Origin of the sequence: Paenibacillus sp. Y5S-9, assembly GCF_036894235.1 — a bacterium.
Lineage (GTDB): Bacteria > Bacillota > Bacilli > Paenibacillales > Paenibacillaceae > Paenibacillus.
Genome location: NZ_CP145887.1, coordinates 371,527 through 397,471, shown reverse-complemented (window position 1 = coordinate 397,471; position 25,945 = coordinate 371,527). Strand labels below are relative to the sequence as shown.

Annotated in this window: 21 protein-coding genes; 6 read left to right on the top strand and 15 right to left on the bottom strand. The window is 47.6% G+C overall.

The genetic code is table 11. The features are described from left to right. Positions 1 to 283 precede the first annotated feature (283 nt). Positions 284 to 613, bottom strand: coding sequence for an AzlD domain-containing protein (locus V6669_RS01895; protein ID WP_076319591.1), 330 nt, complete (start codon positions 611 to 613; stop codon positions 284 to 286). After that, positions 604 to 1,308, bottom strand: coding sequence for an AzlC family ABC transporter permease (locus tag V6669_RS01890; protein WP_338594809.1), 705 nt, complete (start codon positions 1,306 to 1,308; stop codon positions 604 to 606). Before V6669_RS01890 ends, V6669_RS01895 begins: the two co-directional genes overlap by 10 nt. A 446-nt stretch (positions 1,309 to 1,754) precedes the next feature. Here V6669_RS01890 and V6669_RS01885 point away from each other — a divergent pair, with 446 nt between their 5' ends. Further along, positions 1,755 to 3,755 (top strand): methyl-accepting chemotaxis protein, encoded by a 2,001-nt coding sequence (locus V6669_RS01885; protein ID WP_338590185.1) that lies wholly within the window; start codon positions 1,755 to 1,757, stop codon positions 3,753 to 3,755. A gap of 475 nt (positions 3,756 to 4,230) precedes the next feature. Here the strand turns inward: V6669_RS01885 and V6669_RS01880 are convergent, their stop codons facing one another. Next, positions 4,231 to 4,710: a MarR family transcriptional regulator gene (locus tag V6669_RS01880; protein ID WP_235193904.1), complete on the bottom strand. Its 480-nt coding sequence runs from the start codon at positions 4,708 to 4,710 to the stop codon at positions 4,231 to 4,233. A gap of 287 nt (positions 4,711 to 4,997) precedes the next feature. On the opposite strand from V6669_RS01880, the gene V6669_RS01875 reads away from it, so the two are divergent. Beyond that, complete coding sequence (locus V6669_RS01875) at positions 4,998 to 5,279, top strand: Rid family hydrolase (RefSeq protein WP_338590181.1); 282 nt, start codon at positions 4,998 to 5,000, stop codon at positions 5,277 to 5,279. Between the two features lie 145 nt (positions 5,280 to 5,424). Continuing rightward, positions 5,425 to 6,921, top strand: a complete 1,497-nt coding sequence (locus V6669_RS01870; RefSeq protein WP_338590179.1) for a monooxygenase — start codon at positions 5,425 to 5,427, stop codon at positions 6,919 to 6,921. Between the two features lie 188 nt (positions 6,922 to 7,109). Here V6669_RS01870 and V6669_RS01865 read toward each other — a convergent pair whose 3' ends face one another. The 3 genes from V6669_RS01865 to V6669_RS01855 all read right to left on the bottom strand — a co-directional run bounded on the left by V6669_RS01865 (position 7,110) and on the right by V6669_RS01855 (position 10,767). Further along, entirely contained in the window at positions 7,110 to 7,283 is a 174-nt protein-coding gene (locus V6669_RS01865; RefSeq protein ID WP_176873052.1) for a hypothetical protein, read from the bottom strand. Positions 7,284 to 7,382: 99 nt separating this feature from the next. Then, positions 7,383 to 8,576 (bottom strand): DUF2087 domain-containing protein, encoded by a 1,194-nt coding sequence (locus tag V6669_RS01860; protein ID WP_338590176.1) that lies wholly within the window; start codon positions 8,574 to 8,576, stop codon positions 7,383 to 7,385. Positions 8,577 to 8,793: 217 nt separating this feature from the next. After that, positions 8,794 to 10,767 (bottom strand): methyl-accepting chemotaxis protein, encoded by a 1,974-nt coding sequence (locus tag V6669_RS01855; RefSeq protein ID WP_338590174.1) that lies wholly within the window; start codon positions 10,765 to 10,767, stop codon positions 8,794 to 8,796. 267 nt (positions 10,768 to 11,034) lie between these two features. On the opposite strand from V6669_RS01855, the gene V6669_RS01850 reads away from it, so the two are divergent. Then, complete coding sequence (locus V6669_RS01850) at positions 11,035 to 12,435, top strand: serine hydrolase (RefSeq protein ID WP_338590171.1); 1,401 nt, start codon at positions 11,035 to 11,037, stop codon at positions 12,433 to 12,435. Between the two features lie 168 nt (positions 12,436 to 12,603). On the opposite strand, the gene nagZ is transcribed toward V6669_RS01850, so the two are convergent. The 7 genes from nagZ to V6669_RS01815 all read right to left on the bottom strand — a co-directional run bounded on the left by nagZ (position 12,604) and on the right by V6669_RS01815 (position 21,075). Then, the gene (gene nagZ, locus V6669_RS01845) at positions 12,604 to 14,322 is read right to left on the bottom strand and encodes a beta-N-acetylhexosaminidase (protein ID WP_338590169.1); all 1,719 of its coding nucleotides are present in this window, start codon (positions 14,320 to 14,322) and stop codon (positions 12,604 to 12,606) included. Between the two features lie 31 nt (positions 14,323 to 14,353). After that, positions 14,354 to 15,550: a DUF1343 domain-containing protein gene (locus V6669_RS01840; RefSeq protein WP_338590167.1), complete on the bottom strand. Its 1,197-nt coding sequence runs from the start codon at positions 15,548 to 15,550 to the stop codon at positions 14,354 to 14,356. Next, positions 15,550 to 16,260, bottom strand: coding sequence for a hypothetical protein (locus tag V6669_RS01835; protein WP_338590165.1), 711 nt, complete (start codon positions 16,258 to 16,260; stop codon positions 15,550 to 15,552). The genes V6669_RS01840 and V6669_RS01835 overlap by 1 nt, the downstream gene beginning before the upstream one ends. Positions 16,261 to 16,692: 432 nt before the next feature. Further along, the gene (gene ugpC, locus V6669_RS01830) at positions 16,693 to 17,802 is read right to left on the bottom strand and encodes a sn-glycerol-3-phosphate ABC transporter ATP-binding protein UgpC (RefSeq protein WP_338590163.1); all 1,110 of its coding nucleotides are present in this window, start codon (positions 17,800 to 17,802) and stop codon (positions 16,693 to 16,695) included. Positions 17,803 to 17,845: 43 nt separating this feature from the next. Continuing rightward, positions 17,846 to 18,679 (bottom strand): carbohydrate ABC transporter permease, encoded by an 834-nt coding sequence (locus tag V6669_RS01825; protein WP_338590161.1) that lies wholly within the window; start codon positions 18,677 to 18,679, stop codon positions 17,846 to 17,848. Between the two features lie 64 nt (positions 18,680 to 18,743). After that, complete coding sequence (locus V6669_RS01820; RefSeq protein ID WP_289390902.1) at positions 18,744 to 19,667, bottom strand: sugar ABC transporter permease; 924 nt, start codon at positions 19,665 to 19,667, stop codon at positions 18,744 to 18,746. Positions 19,668 to 19,722: 55 nt separating this feature from the next. Further along, on the bottom strand, positions 19,723 to 21,075 hold the full coding sequence (locus V6669_RS01815; protein WP_338590157.1) for an extracellular solute-binding protein: 1,353 nt from the start codon (positions 21,073 to 21,075) through the stop codon (positions 19,723 to 19,725). Between the two features lie 358 nt (positions 21,076 to 21,433). Here V6669_RS01815 and V6669_RS01810 point away from each other — a divergent pair, with 358 nt between their 5' ends. After that, the gene (locus V6669_RS01810) at positions 21,434 to 22,396 is read left to right on the top strand and encodes a BadF/BadG/BcrA/BcrD ATPase family protein (RefSeq protein WP_338590155.1); all 963 of its coding nucleotides are present in this window, start codon (positions 21,434 to 21,436) and stop codon (positions 22,394 to 22,396) included. A 22-nt stretch (positions 22,397 to 22,418) separates the two neighbouring features. Then, positions 22,419 to 23,324: an N-acetylmuramic acid 6-phosphate etherase gene (gene murQ, locus V6669_RS01805; RefSeq protein WP_338590153.1), complete on the top strand. Its 906-nt coding sequence runs from the start codon at positions 22,419 to 22,421 to the stop codon at positions 23,322 to 23,324. Between the two features lie 146 nt (positions 23,325 to 23,470). On the opposite strand, the gene V6669_RS01800 is transcribed toward murQ, so the two are convergent. Both V6669_RS01800 and V6669_RS01795 read right to left on the bottom strand, forming a co-directional pair. After that, positions 23,471 to 24,310: a MurR/RpiR family transcriptional regulator gene (locus tag V6669_RS01800; RefSeq protein WP_036616797.1), complete on the bottom strand. Its 840-nt coding sequence runs from the start codon at positions 24,308 to 24,310 to the stop codon at positions 23,471 to 23,473. A 125-nt stretch (positions 24,311 to 24,435) separates the two neighbouring features. Then, positions 24,436 to 25,665: an anhydro-N-acetylmuramic acid kinase gene (locus V6669_RS01795; RefSeq protein ID WP_338590151.1), complete on the bottom strand. Its 1,230-nt coding sequence runs from the start codon at positions 25,663 to 25,665 to the stop codon at positions 24,436 to 24,438. Between the last annotated feature and the right edge of the window lie 280 nt (positions 25,666 to 25,945).

Below are 25,945 nucleotides of genomic sequence, written 5' to 3'. Positions count from 1 at the left end.
CATGAATCCAGCTCCCTTCGCTCAGATAGGCTATCTGTCCTCTATAGAACAGTATTAACCGATCCTGCGAAAGAGTTACCGGATATTACAATACAACCTATATAAGTTGAACTAGCCATTTACACGAGAACGTAGAGGACAGAAAGAACCTGAAGAAGCGAAGCGTTCGCCTTTATCACAAGATTTCCACCTTTATAAAAGTGAATTAAAAAATCTGGGGATAACAGTGATCGGAAGGTTGTTCTGTCATCGAAGTGGTTAGTGTAAATATTCTTTAGTTCAACTATCCGATCCAATATCGCAAAATCATCATAGCCACAATACCGACCAATACCGTTCCAAGCAGACTGCGTGTCCAGATCGCTACTGCAATCGTAGGCAGGGAAGCCCACAGAGCTGCATTTTGCGTAATCGGCACTAACTGGTTGTCCGACATGAAGAGTTCCTGACCAATCAGTGCTGCCATGACCGCTACGGGTACATACTCCAGCCAGCGTAACAACCACATTGGAATCTGTATCTTGCTGAACAGCATCAGTGGCAGTACACGCGGGATAAATGTTAATAGCGCCGAGCCCATAATAATCCAGAATACATCCCATCTTACTTCCATCGTTCCATGAACACTCCCATCGTTGCCGCAATGACCGCAGCCACAATGACACTCATGCTGCCAAGTGAAGCCATGCTGGCGAAGATTACACAGACAACGGCGATAATTGCCACATTAATGTGTATTTTTTTGTTTTTACGATGCACCAACTGGAGTACAACCAGTCCGATAAACATCGCAGGCAGGGCATAATCCAGACCCAGTCGTTCCGGGTTGGTAATCCAGCGTCCAAAGTATGCTCCCGCCATATTAGCCACGAACCAGTTCAGGTACGCAGTAATATTCAGACCATGCATCCAGCGTTCACTGAGCCTTCCTCTGCCAATCGCACGTGTCATCGCTACGCCAAAAGACTCATCCGTAAGCAATGAACCAATCCACATATTTTTAAGCGGGGTCAGATGCCGAAAATACGGCGATACAGCTGCGCTGAGCAGCAAATGGCGAAGATTCACAAAAAATATGGTGAATATGATCGCTACTGCTGACCCATTCGATGCGAGCATGCCTGCTGCAATGAACTGAGCCGATCCTGCATATAAAATCAGGCTGAGCAGTGCCGTTTCCGCCAGACTCAGACCTGCGGTCATTTCAATGACACCCGCTGCAAAACCAATACTCAAATAACCAAGCAGGGTTGGGATACAATCTTTGACCCCCTGCATGAATGTAGCCTGATCCTGGACCTCTTCCATGTTCTCCTGTCCAGATATCTGTAGTGTACTTTGGTCCAACTGCGGTACAACCCCTCTCCAATTTCTGTCTCCATAAACCGATATATATGGATGTAGATCCATCCAGGTACATTCTCCATGAAAACAACTTCTTTATGTATTCAACATGACCAGGTACATGCCTTATGGATTTCGCAATCTGCAGTATTCACTTCACATTAATCTAGAAATATACCACAAGATGTGCACTAAGGGAGAGACAGTTTAATTTTCATAGAACAGATGTGATCCTAAATACCTATAAAAACGAAAAAAATTTTCGTGAAACTCATAAAAAATGTTGAATAAACTCGAATTTTGTCATACGATAGCACCAGAAACTTCTGGAAAGAATGGAACGAAATATCTTTTAACAGTTGGACTTGTCCACTAGACATGGGGATGAGTTACACAGAGGGGGAATGTGTATGAAAAAGATTCGTAAACAAGGGGCCGAGAGAACGATGCAGATGAGAGAGAAACTGATTTTGTCATTTGCCATCGTGCTACTCATTCCAACAATCAGTCTGGGCATTATCTCTTTCCAAACAGCCGAAGCCAAGGTTGAAGAGAAAATGTATGAGAACGCGATCAGCAGTGTTACGGTGCTCAACCAGACCATTGACCAGATCATTGGTGCAACACGCAAAAATGTTGATTTCCTGGCAAGTCAGCTGGACGCAGGCAATGTCGGACCTAATCAGGGTGACGAAACGGAGACCATCCGTACCTTGCTCGACGCGTATAAGGAAACCCATGATGACGTGGAACTTGCCTCCATCGGTACTGATCAGGGTGTGTATATTAACTCCCCTGTAACTGCGGTGAACAAAGAAGGATATGACCCGCGCGAACGCCCGTGGTATCAGGCTGCTACACAGAACAAAGATGTCCCTACCGTAATCACCCCCTACATATCAAGCAATACCGGCAATGTTGTTGCTTCGGTAGCTCAGACCTCAGCGGATGGCCATGGTGTCGTCTCTGTCAGCCTATCGCTTGAAGCTCTCTCGAAGACGGTTAATTCCACAAAGATTGGCGAGAAGGGTTATATCTATATCATTGATAATGCGAATAAAATCATTGTACATCCTACCGAAAAACCGGGGACCGAAGGAACCATGGCACCCTATAAAGATATTTTTGCACAGAAAAACGGAAGTCTGACTTATACGCTAAATGGAAACCAGGAACACGCCTTTTTCTCCACCAATGAAACGACGGGTTGGACCGTGGTTGGTGTCATTGACAGTGGGGAAGTGACGGCTTCTGTCCGTCCAATCCTATACACCACACTTATTGTTGTAGCGATTGCAATTGCGGTAAGCTCCATCATTATTTTCTGGATTGTGCAATCAATCACCAAACCACTGAACCGCTTGGTGAAGGCATCTGACGAAATTAGTAATGGTAATCTGACCATCGAGGTTGCTGTATTGGGACAGGATGAATTTGGCAAGCTGAGCACCAGCTTCAATAAAATGAGCGAATCCCTGCGAACCGTTATTCAGGACGTGCGACACACGGCTGACGAGTTAACCGCCTCATCTACACAATTGGCAGTCAACTCATCGGAGACAACCAAAGCAACAGAGCAAGTCGCCTTAATCACGGAAGAATCCGCAGCTGGACTTGAGAAACAAACAAGCAGCCTGAAACATACGGCACTACAGATGAATGAGCTTGCTGGAGGTGTAGGACAGGTAACGAACAGCACACAGCAAGTATCCGAAGCTGCCATGCAAGCAAGTGAGCTCGCGGATAAAGGGAATGCCACCATGCAGACGGCCGTATCCGAGATGAGTTCCGTGAGTCGCTTTGTGCAAGGTATGGCAGATACTGCTGGACGACTTGAACAGCATTCCACATCAATTGGTGAGATGGTATCTGTCATTACAGATATCGCTGCACAGACCAATTTGCTTGCTCTCAATGCTTCCATTGAAGCAGCTCGTGCAGGTGAGCATGGACGCGGCTTCTCCGTTGTTGCCAGCGAGGTCCGCAAGCTCGCGGAACAATCCAGCCTTTCAGGCCAGAAGATTGTAGAGATGGTCGGAGCGATTCAACAGGAGATTTCCATGGCCAATCACAATGTACAGATCGGGCAACAGGATGTAAGCAACGGCATTCGTGCCGTTCAGTTTGCAGATGAAGCTTTTGCCCAGATTAGTGAGGCTGTTGGGGTCGTCAATCATCAGCTTGAGAACATTGCAGCTGCCTCACAACAGATGTCTGCAAGTACAGCCGAAGTGGTGCAATCCATTGATCAGATCCACGCGATATCGGAAACCAATGCCGATGGAACGGAGAACATCTCTGCTGCTACGGAGGAGCAGGTGGCTTCCATGCAGGAGATATCATCCTCTGCTGATTCCCTTGCACATCTGGCTCACAAGCTGCAGAAGCTGGTGGAACAATTCAAGCTGTAATCGTTGAACTAAAGATGGTTTACACCGACACTACGATGACAGAATAACCATCCAATCGCTGTTATCGTGTAAAAGATTAGTTCAACTTATATAATAAATAGTCTGTTACATCAAAATCCCCTTTGCCATCACGTTGGCAGAGGGGATTTTGGTAATGATAGGACGTGAAATATGGCTGGATCGAAGGCGAAGGACGCTTCTTCTTCCTGATGAGCATCATCGATGTGTTCACCAACGTGTTTCAACTTAAGATCAATACTTCGCTAAAATATTGCATTTTGCGGACGAGGTTAAGCGTGTAATATTCTTGCCCTCGGTTCCTTTGTTTTCTGCATACTTTGTGCATGTCTTGTTTTCTGTCAGTTCTTCACTTTAATAGACCGCCCGATGAATTAATTATAAGCAGCCTCCCACTTGAACTGTATCCCCAATTGTTATTGATGTCTAACCTATGTACAACAATTTATTGGGTACGTTACCGATAGAAGTCCACCATATCTCCAAACAGCCGTTTAATAAATTCGAGCTCGCTTTCGTTATATCTTTCCAAAAATTCGTACATTCTTTGCTTTTCCTTCGTATGAAGCTCATCATGAGCAGCAAATAGCTTTTTGCCGATAGGCGTTAGCCGAAAATACACTTCCTTTTTGTTGTCGTTGAACTGGGATTTTCGCACCCAACCTGCCTTTAGTAATTTATTTGCGATCTTGGAGGTATTTCCTTTACTTAAATTGATTCTCTCCGCGATGGAAGTGAGATTGATCGGCTCCTGCTCTCCGATGCATGCAATGGTGTGCAGTTCCGTCATATTCAAGCTGAATTCTGATTCAATATGCTTCCGGATATCCTCCAGGTATGAGGCAGTTATTCGGGTTTCATATTGCTCTTTTTGCTCAAGAAACTGAACGAAAAATTCATGAATGGCCGTTTTGTTTTTACTGGCAGTATCCATCATTATGCTGGCTCCTCGACTTATTTGTTTTATTATATCATAGATTGTTCTCTGAGAAACATATGGGCATACCCATATTGGGATTGGGGTTGACATGGTAAATAGAAACCAAGTAAAGTTATATTGTTTCGTATGAAACTAAAATTATATATAATTTTCATCACACTTGTTTTAACAGGCAATAAAAAAGGTTCTAACGAAACAATAATTGATGAAGGAGGTTTGACGGAAATACTTGCCCACTTTTCAAGAGGAAATTTATAAAATATGGAAATGGAGCATACCTGCCTATGGAAGTCGTAAATCCGAAGACCTTGACGGATAAGGTTACATCTGTAATTTCTCATGTCGTGGTGACTACTGCCTCCAAATTGGCTTTCATCTCAGGTCAGGTTTCTGTAGATGAAACAGGATTATTGGTCGGTTCAGGGGACTATTACGCGCAAGCGATTCAAGTGTTCACCAACCTTAAGTATGCATTGGAAGCCGTGCGAGCGGATCCCTTGTACATTGTAAAAAATGAATATTTTTGTTGTAAACCACAACCCGGAATTGATTTCTATTATTTTTGAGGCAGGATTTCATGTGTTTGGCCCTAACTGGCCGAAGACAGCAAGTACGTATATAGGCGTTCAAGCACTAGCCGATCCTGAATGGCTTATCGAAATAGACGCTATCGTGATTTTCCCATAATGTATAAGAAAAGAGGGTTTTGATATGAAATATGAAGTCATCCTGATTGGTGGCGGACCTGTCGGCATGATGCTGGCTGGGGAATTGGCATTAGCCGGTGTAAAGGTCTGCGTCATTGAGCGATTAAAAGAGACAACCCCTTATTCACGCGCGCTTACCGTACATCCTCGAACTCTTGAAATATTAGATATGCGTGGAGTGAAATCACAATTAATCAGTCAAGGCCGCTTACTTTCGAGAGGACATTTCGCCGGATTAGAAACTCCTTTGGATTTCACCGTTTTGGATTCTTCTTCCAATCACACTCTATTTTTACCGCAGAGTGAGACGGAGAAGGTATTGGAGGAATGGGCGCTTAGCCTTGGCGCAGAGGTCTGGAGAGAGGTTGAGGCTCTATCTGTACACCAGGATGAGGATGGGGTTGACGTTAAGATCGCAGGACCTCATGGAGAAACAACGTTAAGATCAGCTTATGTGGTAGGTACAGACGGAGCCAGAAGTTTGGTTCGCAAGCATGCAAATATATCATTTGAAGGTACAGATGCGACCTTCACGGCAATTCTGGGGGATGCCATTCTATCTGATTTGGCTCCTATGAGTGTCATATCCCGGATTACAGAAAAAGGATTGGTCAGCATCATGCCGATCAATGATCATATGTATCGGGTCTTGATGATCGATATGGAGAGAAGTAACATCTCTAAGGATGAGCCCGTTACATTGGAAGAGTTTCGTTCATCGCTCATCCGTACGACCGGAAGCGACCTGGGATTGAACGATGTGAAATGGATGTCCCGTTTCGGAAACGCGACGCGGCAAGCGGGACGATATCGGAATGGTCGATTGTTCTTGGCGGGAGATTCGGCGCACATTCATTTTCCCGCTGGTGGACAGGGAATGAACGTTGGCTTACAAGAAGCGATGAACTTAGGCTGGAAGCTTGCAGGAGCAATCAAAGGCTGGGCTCCGGACTGGCTATTGAACAGTTATCATGCCGAACGCTTTCCATGGAATACGGCCTTGCTCCGGAATACCGAGGTCCAAACCTTGCTTCTGGACGTGACTCCCCCTATCACGGAACTTCGAAGCATGTTAGCTAAACTGATTCAAATACCGGAGGCAAATTATCAAATCGCCGCACAAGTTTCCGCAATGGATGTACATTATGCTCCAGACGCCGAAGCGCCTCCCCATCCTTTAAATGGGAAACGTTTTAAGGATCTAAGCTTAAAGCTGAAAGACGGGCAATTGATCAACGCCTATCCGTTACTACACAAAGGTACTTTTCTTCTGCTGCATTTCCATTCTAATGAACAGAATAGCGGTCAATGGGAATCGTATAACAACCTTCAAGTTGTACATGCCTCTTTGGCTGAGGCTGACGCGGATTGGAACGACATCCACACGGCGCTTATTCGGCCGGATGGGCATATTGCCTGGGCGATTTCTCTATCCGATCCAAATCCAATGCAAACCATAAATGAAGGAATCACTCGCTGGTGCGGAGACATTACCGTGTAGTCATTCGTTCGAGGTGCACAACTGACTTCCCATAGGATGAACTTGTATTTGGGGCGTCTGAATGAACTATCACGGTATACTGCACTTAAAAAAACGCAATGCAATGTTCTCCATGAGTATGGAAATACCGCCTGAGCGTTATTCAACAACGCTCAGGCGGTATTTTCATTTCTGAGAAAGAAGGTACTTTACGCTCCATTTCGTTCCGCAGCTGCAGATCGGCGACGCAGGGACAATGAAATAATTGCCGGGATCAGTCCAATGGCAACCAAAGCTCCACCAAGCAAACCAACGGATGCTAGCGAGATGCTTTCTACAACAATACCTCCGATTACAGCCTCTACAGCTGCCCAACTGCACAATAGAATTATTCGAACTCATGATGATCCCTGAAGCCTGAGAAAATTAAGCAATTCTATGCATTCGCTTGAATAAGAGGGGTTTGGTACGGAATAACGGAGTTAAACCGATTGCTTTTTATCTCCGTGGTACCCTTGATCTCCATAGGGCTCTAACTGTTCAAACCAGCGATTCAGACATTTGGCGAGTGCATCTTTGGAATCGTAATACGGGTTATCGTCTTGTTTCAATGTCTCCAGCACCTCGATCACAAACGCAGTCTCTCCATATTCATTCCATTCAGCCTGCAATCTTCGATTCAGATGGCTACCCATCTGTAACATAAACCGTTGTCCGTTAATGGTTTTCAGGTTCAGTGTGCTGTCGATATAAACTTTACCGTTACGTTCATTCCGAATCTGGTAGACGCCCGCTTCCGTTTTAACTTCTTTGGCCTGTTCCTGCAATTCTTTGCGACGATTCATCTTCTCCTGCTCCCCCTTTTCTTTGCGTTCCTGTTTTCCATCTCCGGCGATCTGTTGATCTGCGCTGCTTGCCAGCCAATACTGACTGCCGTCTGGCTCACGTTCCAGCAAACCATAGTCGATGAGATACCTCCGTATTTCCACGTAATCATCATGAACTTCATTCAGTAGCTCATTGACCTGTTTTTCGGTATATTTGCGCTCTGTATCGAATCGTTTGGCAATCTCGGTGAGCACAATATATTTATGCTTTTGCTGCATATGAAACGTCGTCAGCCGACCGCCAGTACCCTCTGGAAAATACTTATTCAGCACCTTCTCCCGATCCTGTTCTGTAATATCAAATGAATCACGATGGATGGTATGTCCATGTCTTGTCACCGGTGACACCCATTCGGCTGGAGCCTGGGTATCCTTACTTTTGAGCAGTTCCATTAATGCCAGGAATATCTTGGCCTGTCGTTCCTTCTCCTTTAATACAAACCGATGATTACGGATCGTGGAGGCACTCCCGATACCAAGGGCCTTCTGTACTTCAGCATCCTTCTTTCCTTCATAAAACTGGGCCAGCAATCCACGCTGGACATCAGACAATCCGGTTACGCTTTTATCCAGCTCCAACAAATACTCAAATACCGATCCATGAACCTTCTCAATGTGCACTCGCATATAACGGGCTGCCTCATAGAGCACTCCTTCTTCAGGGTAGATAATCCCAGATTCCGTCCTGTATCCGCAGCAGACACATATATAGGCGGGACCCTCCTCCATATAACCACGCTTGATCTCTTCCAATGAAGCTGTTTGCAACCAGGATTCCGATGATTTCATGTAAAAGCTCCTTTTATCATTGTTATGGTCATTTCAACCGTATAATAATCAAATATAATATAATTTTGTTTGTTTATTTATAGATATAATATAATTTTGTTTGTTATATGTCAATATAACGAAAAAGAATGCTGTGTTTAAATACATAACGGATGCCCCTTGTTCAACAGAAAAAAGACTGCAGGGTCGCAACCCTGCAGTCTCATTTCAATCCCTGTTACAACTTAAACCGTTCAATCATGCTTTGCAGATCTTCAGCCATACGTGACAATGCTGCCGAAGAAGCTGCAACCTCTTCCATTGTAGCCAACTGCTCTTGAGCAGCCGCTGATCCATCTTCCGTTCCAGAGGCAATTCTGTCCGACAGAACCATTGTATCACTTACTGCCTTGTTGATATGACTCATGCCCCCATCAATTTGACGGGAAGCCGCGGATACTTCTCCAGCTTGTGCAGCCACCAACTGAACCGCAGTACGAATGTTATTGAATGCTTCGCCCGCTTCTGTAACCATCTGCGAACTCTTCACCATACCTTCTCCCGTACGGGCAAAAGTGGATTGCACCGCATTGGTTTTCTCCTGCATCTCATGCATAAGTTCATTAATCCGCTCGGCTGAAGCGCCTGAACTGTGAGCCAGTGTCTTCACTTCGTTGGCTACAACCGCGAATCCACGCCCTTGCTCACCAGCTCTTGAAGCTTCAATAGATGCATTCAAAGCGAGAATGTTCGTCTGCTTGGCAATGGCCGTAATCTCGGCCACGATCACAAGAATCTCTTCATTTTTCGCGCGCAAATCCTCAATGACGACAGACATGGCTTTGCTCTCATCATTCACCTGCTGAATATGGGTAACCGCTTCTTCTACTGTAACCATACCCGCTTCCGACTTGGTGGAAGCATCCAGAGCGATACGAGCGGTGTTTTCAGCACTGGATGAGATCTCTTTGACTCCAATGGACATTTCGCCCACGAGTTGGCCTGTAGCAGCAAGGCTATTGTTTTGCAAACTCGTTCCTGCAGCTGCATCCTGCATCAGTTCAGCCACCTGTTCTGTCGCTTTGGATGTCTGCTCGGAACTTGCCATCAACTCTTCAGAAGATGCCGCCAGCTGGCTGGACGTATCATGCACCTCTCCAAGCACATTACGAAGTGAAGTCGTCATCGTATCGAAGCTATCTCCAAGCTGTCCGAACTCATCCTTGCGCTGCAAACCAACCCGAACGGTGAGATCCCCGGCGCTTACTTTGGATGCTGCCTGCGTTAATTGCAGCAATGGCCGGTGAATGCTGCGGATAATGAATATAAGCAGAATCAACCCGATAACCAATGCAGATGCAACAATTGTAATTGCACGGATCAAAATAGGCATTACGGCTTCACTTGCTTCGGAAGGAACCATCTCGCCAACAATTTTCCAACCTGTCACCGGATTGGTGAAATACACAGCTTCCACTTCGTGACCATCATATGTATACTTCACCGTTCCACTTTCCTTCGTATACATCTCATTGATGTAAGGTTGATCCGACTGTGTACCGGATTCAATATTGTAGTGGAACAGGAATTTACCCCCGTTATCCAGCATGTACAGTTTGCCTTCTTTACCAATACGTATCTGATCAACGGATTCTTTCAGATGATTGAGACTGACATTGGCCCCGAATACCCCTTTGCCATCAGCCAGCTTGGCAGCCGCCGTTACGACCCATTCACCTGTCGTGGCCGACTGGAATGTATCCGAGATTACAGGTTCGTCCTGAGACATGCCCATCGTATACCATGAACGTTCACGCGGATCATAGATCTGTTCCCCAGGATCAGGAGATTTCATCCAGCTGCCATCTTCCGCACCTGCGGTGAGTACACCCAGTTCCTTATGATTCTGAGACATCCGATCCATCTGCCTTTGCAGTGCAGGGGATTTATTAATAATATCGTTTGAAGTAATACCCGCAGCCATCTGCGCTGCGTTATCCTTCTCCATATCCAGCATTTGATTTATCTGCAGACTAAGCATTTCTGTTTTGGCCTGTGCGGAACGAATAATTTCCATTTTAACCTGGTCAGCAGCTTTTTGATAAGACAACCATCCCACGGTAATGCTCGGTACAATCAGGAACAGGAGCAATGCAGCGATCAGGCGTTTTTTTACGGTTAAAGTAAACCAATTTCGAATCCTTTTCTTCATTTAACTATCCCCCATCATAATCTTCACCCATCCTTTTATCGGACAATCGCTGTAAAAATATTATGTATCGATACTAAATTAGTACAAATTTAATTTAAATGATCTGATCAGATGATATGGATTATATCCGCTTAATCGTTTTGACCGTCTACGCGAGATCGTTTACAATGCTCATAAGTTGACTATTCATGAAACGATTGGAAGGGGAGGATTCACATCTTACGCAAGTCAAATGAAAGACAACGTATTTCCACGTTATATTCATCCATGTTCCGCATTCTGTTAGCGCTCATCCTGTGCGCAGGCCCGATTCTGGGACAAGCTGGTATTACGGCATCCGCAGCGCAGACGACGCAAGCAGTTCACATTGAAGTGAATGGTGAGCAACAATCTTGGAAGAACGCACCACTTATAATCAAAGGCTCAACGTTTGTTCCACTACGGGATGTGGTCACATCGGTTAAAGGCACGTTGAAATGGGATAATCGCACCAAGACGGCTACCATTACCGTTGGCAGAGACAAGCTGATCCATCAGGCTGGCAGCAATTCCATTAAGGTAAACAAGGTCGATCTGGCCACAGGTGTGAATTCACGTACCGTTAACGGTACGTTGATGATACCTGTCCGGGCTATGGCTAATGCAATCAAGGCAGACATCAAGGTCCAACGCACAGCCACGGGGCAGATGAGTGTCAGTATGATCACTGATCAAGTTAGCCTGCTGAACAGCGAAGTTGCCAGTGTAGATGCGTATCTGCGCGAGATCAACTATCCAGGTATGGCGCTGATTGCCCGTGATGGCGAAGTTCTGCTAAGACAAGGCTACGGACTTGCCGACGAACAGACGCTGAATCGTCCGGATCAGAAGACTCGAATCGCATCGCTGAGCAAATCCTTCACAGCCGCGTCCATTCTGAGTCTCGTGGAGGATGGTAAGATTAATGTGCAAGATCCAATCTCTAAGTACATCTCCGGTATACCGAAGGGAGATCAGATCACGCTGCATATGCTGTTATCCCAGACTTCAGGTCTGCCATCGGCATTCGGTCGGGGTGAAGGAACTTCTATGGAAGAGACTGTAGAGGAGATTCGCCACAAAACGCTGAAGTTTGAACCAGGAAGTGCCTATCTGTACAGCAACAGCGGGTATGTTTTACTTGCATACGTCGTTGAACAGGTATCTGGCATGAGTTATGCCGACTACGTGCAGCAGACGATATTGAAACCACTTGGCATGAAGAATTCGGGAGAGGCTTCCCGTAAAGTGCACACGATTAGTGGTTTTGTTCAACAAGATAACGCATGGGTAACTGCCCCATATTATGTTTCCCAATCCGGATCAGGAACCATATATTCCACGGTGGACGATATGCTGAAATGGGATCGTGCGTTGTATACGGACAAGATTCTAAGCCAAGATACGATTGAACAGATGTATGAGCCCTACTCCGATAAAAACTATGGCTACGCCTGGATTCTCAAAGAGAACGGCACAAACCGTACCGTCTTCCACAACGGTAGTGGTGGCGGGTTCGCTACAGCCTTTTCACGTAATCTGTCCGATGATATCACGATTATCCTGCTCGGCAACCACGCAGGCATGGACATGACTTCACTTTTGGATGAAGTTGAGGCACAAACAGCCAAAGCACTGCAATTGCAATAATCTATAATTTATAGCTTATAATGAGCAAAGAGACGGTCCTTTAAAGGATCGTCTCTTTGTGTTGTATATGTTCTCATTTTAACGACTCACACTTCCGTTTCGCTCAACCCACAATCCATCTCTTCTCCATCCTGCAAAAGGTAGATTTACTCATATTCTTATTACTGCCTAGGAGACATCCGCTCTTTCATCATCTGTCTGCTTTAATGTTACAGGAAGTTTCCCCGCAAAAGGAATACACCCCATCAGCGCCTGAGCGACGCTATCCACGGCAAGTGGCCGGCTCTCGTAAGCCGCTACATAGACCTGGGCATCCGGAAGCGCCAGCAGATCATAGGGGCTTCGCAATGCCACAACAGCCAGTGGTTTGCCCAATTGCTGTATCCAACCAATCAGCCTGCACTGTGGATCGCCGGAGGGACTTCCCGCATTGTAGGTTCCCACCACAATCTGCCGAATGTCATCTGCTTCCGCTGCCTGAAGCAGACGTGCGGAACGAATGGCAACGTCCTCGGGTGTGACCGTCAGATCAACAACATCCAGACCATAATTGGATAAGGCTGAGCCCAAGGTGAACGTCTGAGTCAGCTGTTCGTCGGCAATTGTCGTCACGGACGTGGCAACCGTTATGACCAGCGTGCGTTCCGGCTTCAAAGGCAGCATATTCAGCTGATCGCGCACCAGTGTGATACTGTTCTCGCTAATACGGCGGGCAACCTCTTGGTGTAATAAACTGTTGCGTTCAGGCCCACTGGAATGAGCAGGATCATTTGATGCCTTTGACGAAGGTGCATTCGATACTACACTGTCCAATTCCTCATCACCTGCACCACCTGTTTCACTCTCCAGCAAACCACGTTTCGCCTTGTACATCAGCAAGCGATTCACCGACTCATCAATACGTCTCTCGCTAATCCGCCCGCTTCTCACAGCTGCTATCAACGCTTCAAATGCTTCTGCCTGAAGCTTAGCCGTATGGCTAATTAACACCAGATCTGCCCCGGCCTCTACCGCCATTACGGCTGCATCGACAGTGCCATAGTTCACGGCAATGGCATCCATCTCCATGCAATCTGTCACGATCATGCCCTCATAACCCAGTTCCTGGCGAAGCAGACCGCTTAATACGGTTTGCGATAGCGTTACGGGCAGACGCTCTGGCTCCAGTGCAGGGAAATAAATATGCGCCGACATCATGGCATCGACACCTTCGGCGATAGCGGCTCGGAATGGAATCAACTCCAGACGCTCTACCCGTTCACGATCATGAGTGATGATTGGGAGGTACAGATGGGAATCGGTATCCGTATCCCCATGCCCCGGGAAGTGCTTGGCTGTCGCTGCAATCCCAGCGTCCTGTATTCCCGCGATGGTTCTGGCCCCATATTCTGCAACGGATTGTGGAGATTCGCCGAATGATCGCACACCGATGACCGGATTAACCGCGTTATTGTTCACATCCAATACCGGAGCAAAGTTCATGTTAATGCCCATGGACTTCAGCTCCAACCCACTGATATATGCCGCCTGATACGCATCTTCAATGGAACCGGCAGCGGCAATGGCCATTGGTCCAGGCATCAAGGCGATCCCTTCGGTGATTCGAGCAACCATGCCGCCCTCCTGATCAATGGAGATCCAGAGCGGCACATTACCACTGCTTTTGGCAATCTGCTGTAACCCTAACGATAACCGCTCTACCTGCTCTGGCGACTCAACGTTGCGAGCAAAGTAGATTACGCCACCAATTGGATACTTTCGGAGAAAGGATTCCACATCGCCAACAGCTTCGGTGCCATGAAAGCCACAAAGCAGCATTTGCCCAACTTTCTCACGCAAAGTCATCTGTTTCAGCCTCGACTGGTATAACTCGTTTAGCCCACTCATTTCATGCCTCCCTCCGATAACAAACATCCATTCATTGATATAACAAAAACGGCTTTCGCCGCTCCTTCCATTCCGCTGCCTGTACATTCCACGCTTCCATTAAACGAACGAAGCCCGCCCAGTCATGAATCGTTTCCCTGACTTCCTTACCCCCTGCCAGCAGGTCGATAAAGTACCTTGAACCCGGCTCTGGTGGCTCCAGCCAGCAGAATTGCTCCGGATAGAGTGATACCAGTTCATGTAAAAGCACCAACCCTGTCTCTACCGCCCGGAATTTCCTGCTGTCCGTTACAAAAATCCTTACACCACCACACAGCTCACCTGTATGTTTGGAGAATGTTGGGGACATGTACACTGGATGCACATGCACACCTTCCAGCTTGTATTCCCGAAATCGTTCCGCCAAACGTTCACCCTCAACCCAGGGGGCCCCAATCCACTCGAATGGGCGGGTCGTGCCCCTACCCTCCGATACATTAGTGCCTTCGAACAGGCACGTCCCCGCATATACCCGCACACTGTCCAGCGTGGGCATATTGGGAGAGGGTAACATCCAGGGAAGACCACAATCCGCATACTCCATGGAGCGCTGCCATCCTTCCATGGCAACCACGTCCAATTCGCAAGGTACATCCATCTCGCTGTTGACCATCAGGGCGAGTTCACCTACCGTCAATCCGGTACGTACAGGTACACGCCAAGCGCCAACGAGTGATTCATACCCCGCGTTCAGCACACCGCCTTCCACAACGTTTCCACCCAGCGGATTGGGACGGTCCAGAATCAGCATGCGTTTGCCCGCTCCAGCGCAGACCTCCATCATATGGAACAAGGTTGAGGCATACGTGTAATAACGGATGCCCACATCCTGAATGTCGAATAGCACCGTATCCACTCCAGCCAGCATTGCAGGCGTAGGTCTCTTGTAATCTCCATACAGGCTGAACACCGGAATGTCCAGACGTGGATGAAGCATGTCTCCGAATCTGACACCCGCCTGAAGCTCTCCATCCAGTCCGTGCTCACAGGCATAGAGCGCTGTAAGCTCAGTATTAGCCAGTCCGGTGCACACATCTATTGTCGATACAAAATCCGCTGTAATACCAGTCGGGTTTGTAATTAGACCGATTCGAGCACCTATTAACCACGGATGCGATAACCCTCCGGACAGAAGATCAACTCCCGTTTTTACAGCCGGGATCTGCTCGGTCCCCTTCAACTGGCCCATCACACATTCCCCTGGCTTATCCAGCCTGTATGCTGGTGATCATTACCGCCTGTTACGACAGGCTCTTCTTGAGGCTCCAGCACATTAAGAGCAACCTTATGCTGATAGATGGCAAACATACCTCCAAACAGTGCTCCGAAACCAACGACAGTCAGCATCAGCAGCGCAGTCAGGCACATGGCCTGAAAACAAGCGCCCATCGTGTACCCCGGGTGACGGAAGAACAGCTTTACACTTTCCCCCATCGCTTGAACGATGCCCATGTTTTTTTGTAAAACAAGCTGCCAGGTATAGAACTGTGACATCAGCGCCATGAGAACAAAGAACGTCTGGAATACACCCACTGCTGTACCTGTAATTCCACCCTGTCCACCGTAATACCACCAGGTTGACCATAGAATGAAGCCAAGCACCGCGAAAAGCACCCCCACCGACACTCCAGGGATTATTCCCTTCAACGTTCCGATCCATATATCCTTAAGCCCATTGCGCCGTTCCTTACGCTCCAATCTGTGATGCACGGCATAACAAACACCGAACAGGATGGGCATATATATTAAGGCCAGGAGCAGTATAGCGATCGGCAGCGGAGCAAACATCAGAATGGGAACCAATACGATAGAGCTAACGACACTGTACAAGGCCACCGGAATAATATCCCGATAGATTTCCGCGCCCGACTTGATCAATACTTCACTTAGCTTACGCATTTTTATTCTCCCTTCTATATAAGTTGGACTAAACATTTACTCAATAACGGAGAAAACATAACAAATATGGAGAAGAGAAGCGTTCGCCAACAAAGGGCTATCTTAAAAGGGCTCCCCATTTGGGTTGGCTTGGCCGCACCGCCGGTCAGTATGTTGTACCAAACTTGCAACGTGCTAACGAATCTACCGCACCTTAAACGACAGATTTTCGAGGCATGCCAATTTTAACGAACTTCAGTGCCGTTATTTCGGTACAACCAAGGCGTCAGAGCCTAAAAAACAACATCTTCGAGTAAATAACGTCTCTGTGATTCGTTACATTTCAAACCGGTGCAAATGGGAGCGAATAACGTGTGTAAGGTTCCTTAAAACAAAATTATAACGAGAAAAAATAGTACACATTCACGCTCATTGCTTTTAGGACAGCCCCACTTACTCCCGTCCAATCGCAAGCTCCGTTTCTGGATCGAAAAAGTGTGCCTTACGCAGGTCCAGCACAAACTTTTTGTCCATACCTACATAAGCATGTGTTTCGGGGTGAACCTTGGCCGTAACGGTACGGGCACCAGAATGGAAATACACCAAATTCTCGGAGCCCAGATGTTCTACAACCTGAACTCGCGCCTGCAGCATGTGGTCTGTCGGGATATTCGGAGCGACATCATCACCAAAAATATGCTCTGGACGCAGACCCATAATCACCGGTTTGCCTTGATGACTCTGAAGACGAGCGAGTACATCTTCTGGCAAGGTGAATGATGCACCGTCCACGACAACCTGCGTGCCTTCAATCCGCGCATCAATGAAATTCATCGCCGGGGAACCGATAAATCCGGCAACAAACATATTCCGCGGACTCGCATACAGTTCTTTCGGTGAAGCCACCTGCTGAATATCTCCATGATTCATGACCACGATGCGTTCCCCAAGTGTCATGGCTTCTACCTGATCATGCGTCACGTATACAATCGTGGCACCGAGACGTTTATGCAACTCACCCAACTCCACCCGCATCTGTACCCGCAACTTAGCATCCAGATTGGATAGTGGTTCGTCGAATAAAAACACCTGCGGATCACGGACGATCGCCCGTCCCACCGCAACACGCTGGCGCTGACCACCAGACAGCTCGCGTGGTTTGCGCTCCAGCATCGCTTCCAGTCCAAGAATGGAGGCCGCATTCTGCACCTGTTCATCAATATAGGACTTTGGCTTTTTCAGATTTTTCAGGCCAAAGGAAAGATTCTCACGGATGGTCATATGCGGATAAAGTGCATAATCCTGAAACACCATCGCGATATCCCGATCCTTCGGATGCAGATCGTTAACAAGCCGGTCACCGATCACAATATCACCGCTCGTTTGTTTTTCAAGTCCGGCAATCATCCGCAGTGACGTTGTCTTGCCACAGCCCGAAGGACCCACAAACACTACGAATTCCTTATCTTCTATAACAAAGTCCGAGCCGGCCACAGCCGTGAACGTTCCTTTATGATCGTCTTTGAATTCTTTGCGCACTTGGCGAAACTCCACGCGTGCCATAGGTAGATCCCCCTTTACGTTGTCGCTTGTCCTGAACTAACAGTTAACCTTTAACCGCACCGATCGTAATGCCCTGCAGGAAGTAACGTTGCAGTGAGAAAAACAGAATAATCATTGGCAACGCACCTATTGTTGCCCCTGCCATCATTGCGCCGAAGTCCGTTGATTCGGCAAATACAAACGAGGCCAACCCCACCTGAATGGTACGCATCTCGCTGGAATTGGTAATGAGGAAGGGCCAGAAGAATTCGTTCCACGAAGCCACAAACGTGAATATCGCCAGCACCGCGATTCCCGGCTTTGCCATCGGCAGAATGACTTTCCAGAAGATACCGAACTCACTGCATGCATCGATACGTGCCGCATGGATCAGCGATGTGGGCAGCGTGGACATAAACTGTTTCATCAAGAATATGTTCCCTACGCTAACGGCAGCAGGCAGAATAATGGCCGTATACGTATCCCCCAGGTCAAACACGTTGACCATCAGAATGTACAAAGGAATCAGCGTCACCTGTGCCGGGATCATCATTGTCCCAAGCAACGTCCAGAATACCGCCTGACTACCCGGAAACTTCAGTTTGGCGAACGCATATCCCGCCAAGGAGGCGAAGAATACATTTGTAACGGTCAGAATGATCGAGATGAGCAGCGAGTTGTATAACCAGCGCCAGGCATCGGTTTTGGCAAAAAAGCGCTCATATGGTGATAACGACAGCTGCTCTGGAATCATCTGTGGTTTAAACGAAGCCGACATCGCGCTATCCTGCACCGAACCAACGAGCATCCAATACATCGGAATGACCGTCACCAGTGCCCAGACCACCAGCAGAAAGGATGCAACAACGAGCAGGATCTTTTTCTGTGTTGATTTCATGGATTTCATTCACCCCCGGATGCTTAATGCAATGTGCTCTAATAGCACGTGTTTTGAACTACCTCTAATACTCAATATCGCTGGAGAAATATTTGAACTGAATGACGGAGATGACAATGATGATAATTGCCAATACGAACGACTGTGCCGAAGCCAATCCGAACTCATAGAACTTAAATGCCGTCTCGTAGATCAGATAAGCGATCGTTGTTGTCGCAAAGTTCGGTCCACCCTGTGTCATCAGATATACCGAGATAAACACCTGGAAGGATGTAATGACACCCGTGACGAGCAGATACAGCGTCGTTGGTTTGAGCAGCGGCCATGTAATCTTGCTGAACTGGGTCCAGCCGCTGGCATGATCAATATCCGCCGCTTCATACAGCGATTTCGGAATACCGCCCATGGCTGCCAGATACAGAATAATGCCCGCTCCGTGTGATCCAAGCCAGTTCATCAGAATGAGGGAAAAAAGTGCCGTTCCCGATTGGCCCAGCCAGATTACCGGGTCAAGACCGAACAGGCCGAGGAAGCGGTTCAGCAGTCCTGAATCCGTCGGGTCAAAGATCGCCAGCCATACAATGGAGATGGTTACCCCGGAGGCTACCGCAGGCAGATACATTGTAGCTTTGAAAAATGTCTGCCATTTAGTTTTCATTTGATAGATGAAATAAGACAGTACAAATGTAATGAGAATATTGACCGGGACTGTGCCTACGGTGAAGATCACTGTATTTTTAATCGATTTCCAGAACGTCTCATCCTTCACTAAACGCTCGTAGTTATCCAATCCAACCCACGTTGAGTTCATAATGTTGTATTTCTGGAAGCTCATCACAAGAGCCGTCAGAACAGGATACAGTGTGAAAATGAGAAACAGCAGGACAGGCGCCAAAATAAACAAATACGCCCACCCGTAGTCTCGCCAAAACCGGGCAACCCGGGAAGTCCGAGGCACGGACGGTTTTGGCGCAAGGGCGGTCTGCATGGCGAATCCTCCTCTCCTAATCAGTGTGGTTTTGCGTTATGTTTGATTGTCCGAGTTATTGTCCAAACATCTGCTGGCCTTTGCTCTTGAAGTCTTCTGCGATCTGCTCTGGTGATTTTTCTCCCGAGAACAGCGCCTGGATGTTTGGCTTCACAACCTGTTCCTTGAATTGTTTTTGCTGGGATGCTTTGTCGATATCCAGTTCCAGTACAACCGGCATCGCGATATTCTCTGCCATGACTTTTGCAGCAGCCAGATTATCCGGTTGACCAAGCTCTTTTCCTTTAAACAGTTCCACCTGGGACTGTCTTACGAATGGAAGCGCCAGTTCATTGGCCGAGTTCCCTGCTTTGGCACCACTAAGCGCCTCCATCACCAGGAACGTATTTTTGGCATGCTGTTCGCCCTTGTCCTTTTTCTGTTTGAAGGCTACATACCCTTCGCCGCCCATCGTTGTTGCTGCAGGTTGATCATCATTATGCGGTACAGGCAACAGGACAAAATCAATCTTCTCTCCCTGCACCTTGCCATCATCGATGTCCTTGTTGCGGTTCTGAATCATCACATCATAATAAGGAATCGCTTTGGAGATAATCGCCGTTTCCCCCGCGTAGAACATATCCGTCCGTTTTGCTGGCGCGAGAGCCGCCGTTTCCTTCGGCATATACCCTTGATCCATCAGGTTTTTGATAAAAGAGAGGGTATCCAGAATCCGACCATCATTCCATTGGAACGTGCCGTCTTTATCAAGAACATCAATCATCCCGTTGTTTCGGGACAGCATTTCAATGAAGTCAAGCGAGGTTCCGTCGGTAACCAGTGCATATTGCTTGGCCCCGCCATCCAGCGTTTTGGTCAGCTTGGCAGCAGCATCGTTGAATTCGGACCAGGTCCAGCCATTTTGCTGAATGGACTTCCAATCAATGCCCACTTCCTCCAGAATGCGTTTGTTACCACCCCAAGCCCATTGGAATTGATACAAGGGCAGACCATACTGTTTCCCCTGAATCTGGCCTAAATCCAGCGTACCTGGCAGGTAGTCGTCCTTAACCTCAGGTGTCAGGTAACTGTCCAATTCAAGTGCCAATCCCGTATTCACATATGTGCCGTCTACGCTGTGAAAGTAAAGATCCGGCGGGTTGCCCGCGTTCAAAGCGACATCGAATTTTTTGGGGCCTTCCGCCCAGGAGAGCATTTCCGTCTTCACGGTAATGTTGGGGTGTTCTTTATTGAAATCAACGATTAGATCCTTGAGTTCATCTTCATATGTGCCATGTACAGGATAGGTCCATACCGTCACTGTATCTTCCGCATTCGGATCATCTGAAGCAGCACCCCCGCTATTCCCACAGGCAGTAACCAAGACCATCATCAACAACATCGTCCATACCAGACCCTTCTTTTTCATCCCTTCATCTCCTTTGCATGTCATCATCCGATTCTTTCATTGCCTAACCATGCTACCCCTTTTTTGATCATTCAGCCTTTTAAACGGCATCCACCCATAAACTCGGCAGTAAGGAAAAGCACCTCCCCTGGAGATTGGACCTGCCAGTCGCAGGCTAAATCTCTTAAATGCAATATTAACGTCAACTTAATTGACATTAACAGTATTAATTCCTTCCAAAATTGTAGATTGAGTTCATTATATGAGTTGTAAAATAAAAATTCAACATTATTTTTTATTATAAAATTTAATTTTACTTTTTCTTTTCATGCCACTATACTATGTAAAAAGAAAACCCAAGCAAGCGAGGTGAGCCACTTTGCGAGTATATGTAGGCGTAGATGGAGGCGGTACCAATACTGATGCAGCAATCATTTCCGAATCTGGTGAAATTCTTTCCCGACTCAGCGGAGGTCCCACGAATCCTCATAGCGTATCAACTGAACAGGCCCTTTCCGAACTGCAACGAGTGCTGGAACAGCTATTTAATCTAATAAGTGATTTATCGACAAATTGTGAGGGTATATGCCTTGGTATGTCAGGTGTAGATACGATCCAAGAGCGGCAACTTATAGCCAAAGCAGTAAATAACTATATGAAGAGTCGTAATCGACAGGCATCAGGAGGTTGTCCAGTCTGGGTTGTATCCGAAGGAGAGATTGCTCTGATGGCCTCTCTCGGACATACGCACGGTGTATTATGCATCTCTGGAACAGGGTCCATCGTGTACGGATTTACGCGGGAAGGCGAGCGATACCGTGCAGGAGGCTGGGGTCACCTGCTCGGAGATGAGGGGAGCGGCTATCGTATTGGGCAGCGTGCACTCCAAGTGGTTATGCAGAGTTATGACGGTGTTCTTCCTCCAACCCGTTTAACCCCGCTTCTTCTAAAGAAACTGAACCTTCGGGATATATCGGAGCTAAAGACACGGGTGTATCAGACGGATTGGGGCAAAACCGAGACCGCATCCATCGCCCGCTTAGCTATAGAAGCAGCTGAACTCGGAGATGAGGCCGCCCGGGCACTGATCATCGACGAAGCCTCCCAATTGGCGGATACCGCCAAGGCGCTGATTGCCCGTCATCGGGAATTTGCATCCACTCAGGTTGTCCTGTCCGGATCACTTTTTCGATACGCTGCACTTTTCCGAAATACATTTATTCAGAAGTTATCGGGATATTATGGAGAGTTGGACTTTGTATATCGTGAAGATGCCCCCGCTCCAGCGGTTGGCGCAGCACAACTGGCAAGAAAACGCTGTTCCCTGAATGAATCATTTTAAAAGAGAGAAGGAGGCCATACAGATGAATCACATGCTGAATTCACTAATAACAGAACAACCCAATCCACTAACGGATCATATAGATGAATTGCCTTCGGCAGAAATTATGGAGCTAATTAATAAGGAAGATCAACGGATTGCGGAGCTCATTCAGCCCCTAATTCCGGTCATTGCTCAGGCTGCGGATCGGATCTTGAAGGCGTTTCAGTCTGGCGGCAGGCTTTTTTATGTAGGCGCAGGTACCAGTGGACGATTAGGAATACTTGACGCTTCGGAATGCCCGCCTACCTACGGAACCCCGCCCTCCATGGTGCAGGGTATTATTGCAGGGGGATTCCGGGCAGTGAAGGACCCGGTTGAAGGTGCTGAAGATAGTGAGGAGTTGGGAGCTGCGGACCTTGATGAACATGGCTTAGACAAAAAAGATGTCGTGGTTGGCATTGCAGCCAGTGGACGAACGCCGTATGTGCTGGGTGCGATGAGACACGCCAAGGAGATTGGGGCTACGGTGATCAGCCTGAGTAATAATGCAGGCACGCCGATGACCCTGTTGGCTGATGTGAGCATTGAGGCTGTTGTCGGCCCAGAGGTTGTCATGGGTTCAACACGTATGAAGGCAGGCAGCGCCCAGAAAATGATTCTGAACATGCTCACCACTACCGCCATGATTCGTCTGGGCAAGGTTTACCGTAATTTCATGGTTGATCTGAACCCTTCGAACGAGAAGCTTGTCCATAGGGCCAAACGCATGATCCATCTGGCAACCGGAGCGAATGAAGCAGATATTGAAGAGGCTTTTACCGGTGCAGACGGTCATGTAAAAACGGCAATCGTCATGCTGATGGCAGGCGTGGATGCAACAGAAGCCCAGCACAGGCTTGATCTGGCTAACGGATTTGTCCGCAGCGCCATTGCGAAGCCTTCCTGAGCCGTACAGGGATATCATTAGAGGTGGTAAGAGAGGAGCCCAACATTGGTCTGGGCTCTTTTTTTATTTTTTCATTCTAAAAGCGGATATAATCCGTCAAAAAATCCCCTCCTGTATAAACAGAAAGGGATTCATATGGTTCTACTTCACTTGTGCTCCAGAATAGCCTGTCGGCTCTTCTCCAAATACTCCACCGACTGGTTGTAATCCCGACTGGCAATCGCCAGATACAAAATGTCGATCACGTTCAACTGAGCAATCCGTGACGATGTGGCTCCGCTCCGAATATCACTTTCGGTGGAAGTAATCATCAGAGGCACATCCGCCATACTACTGAGTGTATTGCTGCCCCACTTGGTAATGCTGATTGTCGCTGCACCGCCATCGTGAGCATGCTTGAGACAGGAGATTACGTTTGAAGTCTCCCCTGAATACGAGATACATACCACCGCATCATCCTCACGAAGCGTCGTTGCGGACGAAATCTGCATATGCGGATCGGCGAACGAAAAGCTTGTACGATTGATTCTCATGAACTTGTAATGTGCATCCAGCGCAATCAGGTTGGAGGCCCCTACTCCATAGAAAAAGATCCGGTTTGCCTGATGAAGCACGTCCACGGCTTTTTCCACCAGACGTGGGTCCAGAATATGAACCGTATCCTTCACCGACTGAATATTGTTTGCGGACACATGCTGAATAATGCTCTCCATGGAGTCCTGGGGACGAATCTCCGTATATTGATATGGCTCACTCGTCTGCAAATCTCCGGCAATCTTCAGCTTCAGCTCCTGAAAACCCGTTACACCCAGTGATTTGCAGAGACGGATAATGGCAGCTGGGCTGCCTCCACTCCGTTCAGACAACTGGGCCACCGAGGATTGAACAGTTTCTTGCGGGTGATCGAGAATATAAGCTCCGATCTTCCGTTCGGACGGGGTCAAGTCATCCATTAATGCGCGTAAACGTACAAGTCCACCTTTCATGCCTTCCATTCGCTCCTCCTTTCCGTACTGCATTCATGTACAAGCATTTTATCTTATAATTCCACTCGCGTCTAATCGAATCCCTCGCCCTTCCATAACTGAACTCCAATTAAAGTCAGGCCTCACTAGAGTGTGAGATTGCCTGAGATTACGGCGTGTTTCGCTCCGGTTACTGCCGGGAGTGTATTGGTTCTTCCCATAAGTGCCTCATGGCCAAGTAGAGCAAATCCAATGGCTTCCCGAGCATCATCAGGTACGCCATAATCTGCTGTTCGTTCCAAACGGATATCTTTCGGTAGTCTCTGACGGATCATCTCCATTAACGTGGCATTGGAAGTGCCACCACCGCACGCAAGCATGGCCGATATTTGCACCTTGGGCAGGATAAAATCCTGCACTGCACGCACGATGGTCTCCGCGGTCAGACAGGTGGCAGTAGCCAGCGTATCTTCAAGCGTTAAGGAACGCGCTGCGGCCATCTCCATCAGTCTCACTGCATATGCGGCTCCATATACTTCTCGCCCGGTACTTTTCGGCGGAAGTCTTTTGAAGTACTCATCCTCCAAACACAGTTCTACCAGACCCTGATCGACCTTCCCCTGTGCGGCAATACTTCCATTCGGATCATAATGCTGCCGCCCATCCGTTGCCTGCCGCACAATGGCGTCCATCACCATATTCCCCGGTCCCGTATCAAATGCCGAAATACCTTCGGTAGATGACTCGGATGGAAGCACCGTCACATTGCCAATGCCGCCGATATTCTGCACCAGCCGTCCTTCCGTCGGGCTGCGGAACATCAGAGCATCCGCATAAGGCGTAAGCGGGGCACCTTCCCCACCAGCCGCCATATCCCTTGCTCGTAGGTTACCAATCACTGGCAGCCCTGTCCGTTCTCGAACGACAGCACATTCACCGATCTGCAATGTCGATACCACATCAATACTGGCTCCCGTTGGCCCTGGAAATGCAGAGGCTACAGGAGCATGCCATACCGTCTGTCCATGCATGCTAATCACATCCACCTGCTGCGTTGAAATACCGGCAGACCGCATCAGTTCCGTAACGCTATGCGCATACCACTCCGATACACCAAAATGCGCGGCTGTCAGCTCGTCGACACGAGCTGTCCCCGGTGAACATAACCGGATCATCACGTCTCTCAATCCATTCGAATACGGCACACAGACGAAATCAACCAGCTCTATCTGCTGTAATGCTCCGCTCATATCGGTTTGAATACGCACCAATGCCGCGTCAGTTCCATCAAGTGACGTTCCTGACATTAGTCCGATGACCAGATGCTCCTGCTTCAAACGATACTTCTCCCACATCGGATAGCTGCCTGTATCCATCCACTTCCAACCTCCTGCAAGACCCGATAAACACGTCATCCTGCCATAATTTCACCCAGTATATGATATTAAATTTCACAAGTCAAACATTATATGAAATTTAATTACATTATTGAAAATAAAAAGAGAGATATTCATCCCATTTGCGATCACACATCATGTTTTCTTCCATCAATTGATAATTAGATATCAGAAGAGAAACATTTTTACATTTTTACCGTTTATAATATGTAGGTATATTTTGGTAGTCATATATAGATCTAATACTAGTCGAGGTGCA

Coding starts and splice junctions, on each gene's coding strand:
- V6669_RS01870 (WP_338590179.1), top strand. CDS start 5,425: ATGAAATATGAAGTCATCCTGATTGGTGGCGGACCTGTCGGCATGATG.
- ugpC (WP_338590163.1), bottom strand. CDS start 17,802: ATGGCACGCGTGGAGTTTCGCCAAGTGCGCAAAGAATTCAAAGACGAT.
- nagZ (WP_338590169.1), bottom strand. CDS start 14,322: ATGAGTGGGCTAAACGAGTTATACCAGTCGAGGCTGAAACAGATGACT.
- V6669_RS01880 (WP_235193904.1), bottom strand. CDS start 4,710: ATGATGGATACTGCCAGTAAAAACAAAACGGCCATTCATGAATTTTTC.
- V6669_RS01800 (WP_036616797.1), bottom strand. CDS start 24,310: ATGAAAGGTGGACTTGTACGTTTACGCGCATTAATGGATGACTTGACC.
- V6669_RS01850 (WP_338590171.1), top strand. CDS start 11,035: ATGTTCCGCATTCTGTTAGCGCTCATCCTGTGCGCAGGCCCGATTCTG.
- murQ (WP_338590153.1), top strand. CDS start 22,419: ATGAATCACATGCTGAATTCACTAATAACAGAACAACCCAATCCACTA.
- V6669_RS01835 (WP_338590165.1), bottom strand. CDS start 16,260: ATGCGTAAGCTAAGTGAAGTATTGATCAAGTCGGGCGCGGAAATCTAT.
- V6669_RS01820 (WP_289390902.1), bottom strand. CDS start 19,667: ATGCAGACCGCCCTTGCGCCAAAACCGTCCGTGCCTCGGACTTCCCGG.
- V6669_RS01875 (WP_338590181.1), top strand. CDS start 4,998: ATGGAAGTCGTAAATCCGAAGACCTTGACGGATAAGGTTACATCTGTA.
- V6669_RS01815 (WP_338590157.1), bottom strand. CDS start 21,075: ATGAAAAAGAAGGGTCTGGTATGGACGATGTTGTTGATGATGGTCTTG.
- V6669_RS01855 (WP_338590174.1), bottom strand. CDS start 10,767: ATGAAGAAAAGGATTCGAAATTGGTTTACTTTAACCGTAAAAAAACGC.
- V6669_RS01890 (WP_338594809.1), bottom strand. CDS start 1,308: ATGGAAGAGGTCCAGGATCAGGCTACATTCATGCAGGGGGTCAAAGAT.
- V6669_RS01885 (WP_338590185.1), top strand. CDS start 1,755: ATGAAAAAGATTCGTAAACAAGGGGCCGAGAGAACGATGCAGATGAGA.
- V6669_RS01840 (WP_338590167.1), bottom strand. CDS start 15,550: ATGGGCCAGTTGAAGGGGACCGAGCAGATCCCGGCTGTAAAAACGGGA.
- V6669_RS01895 (WP_076319591.1), bottom strand. CDS start 613: ATGGAAGTAAGATGGGATGTATTCTGGATTATTATGGGCTCGGCGCTA.
- V6669_RS01825 (WP_338590161.1), bottom strand. CDS start 18,679: ATGAAATCAACACAGAAAAAGATCCTGCTCGTTGTTGCATCCTTTCTG.
- V6669_RS01795 (WP_338590151.1), bottom strand. CDS start 25,665: ATGGATACAGGCAGCTATCCGATGTGGGAGAAGTATCGTTTGAAGCAG.
- V6669_RS01860 (WP_338590176.1), bottom strand. CDS start 8,576: ATGAAATCATCGGAATCCTGGTTGCAAACAGCTTCATTGGAAGAGATC.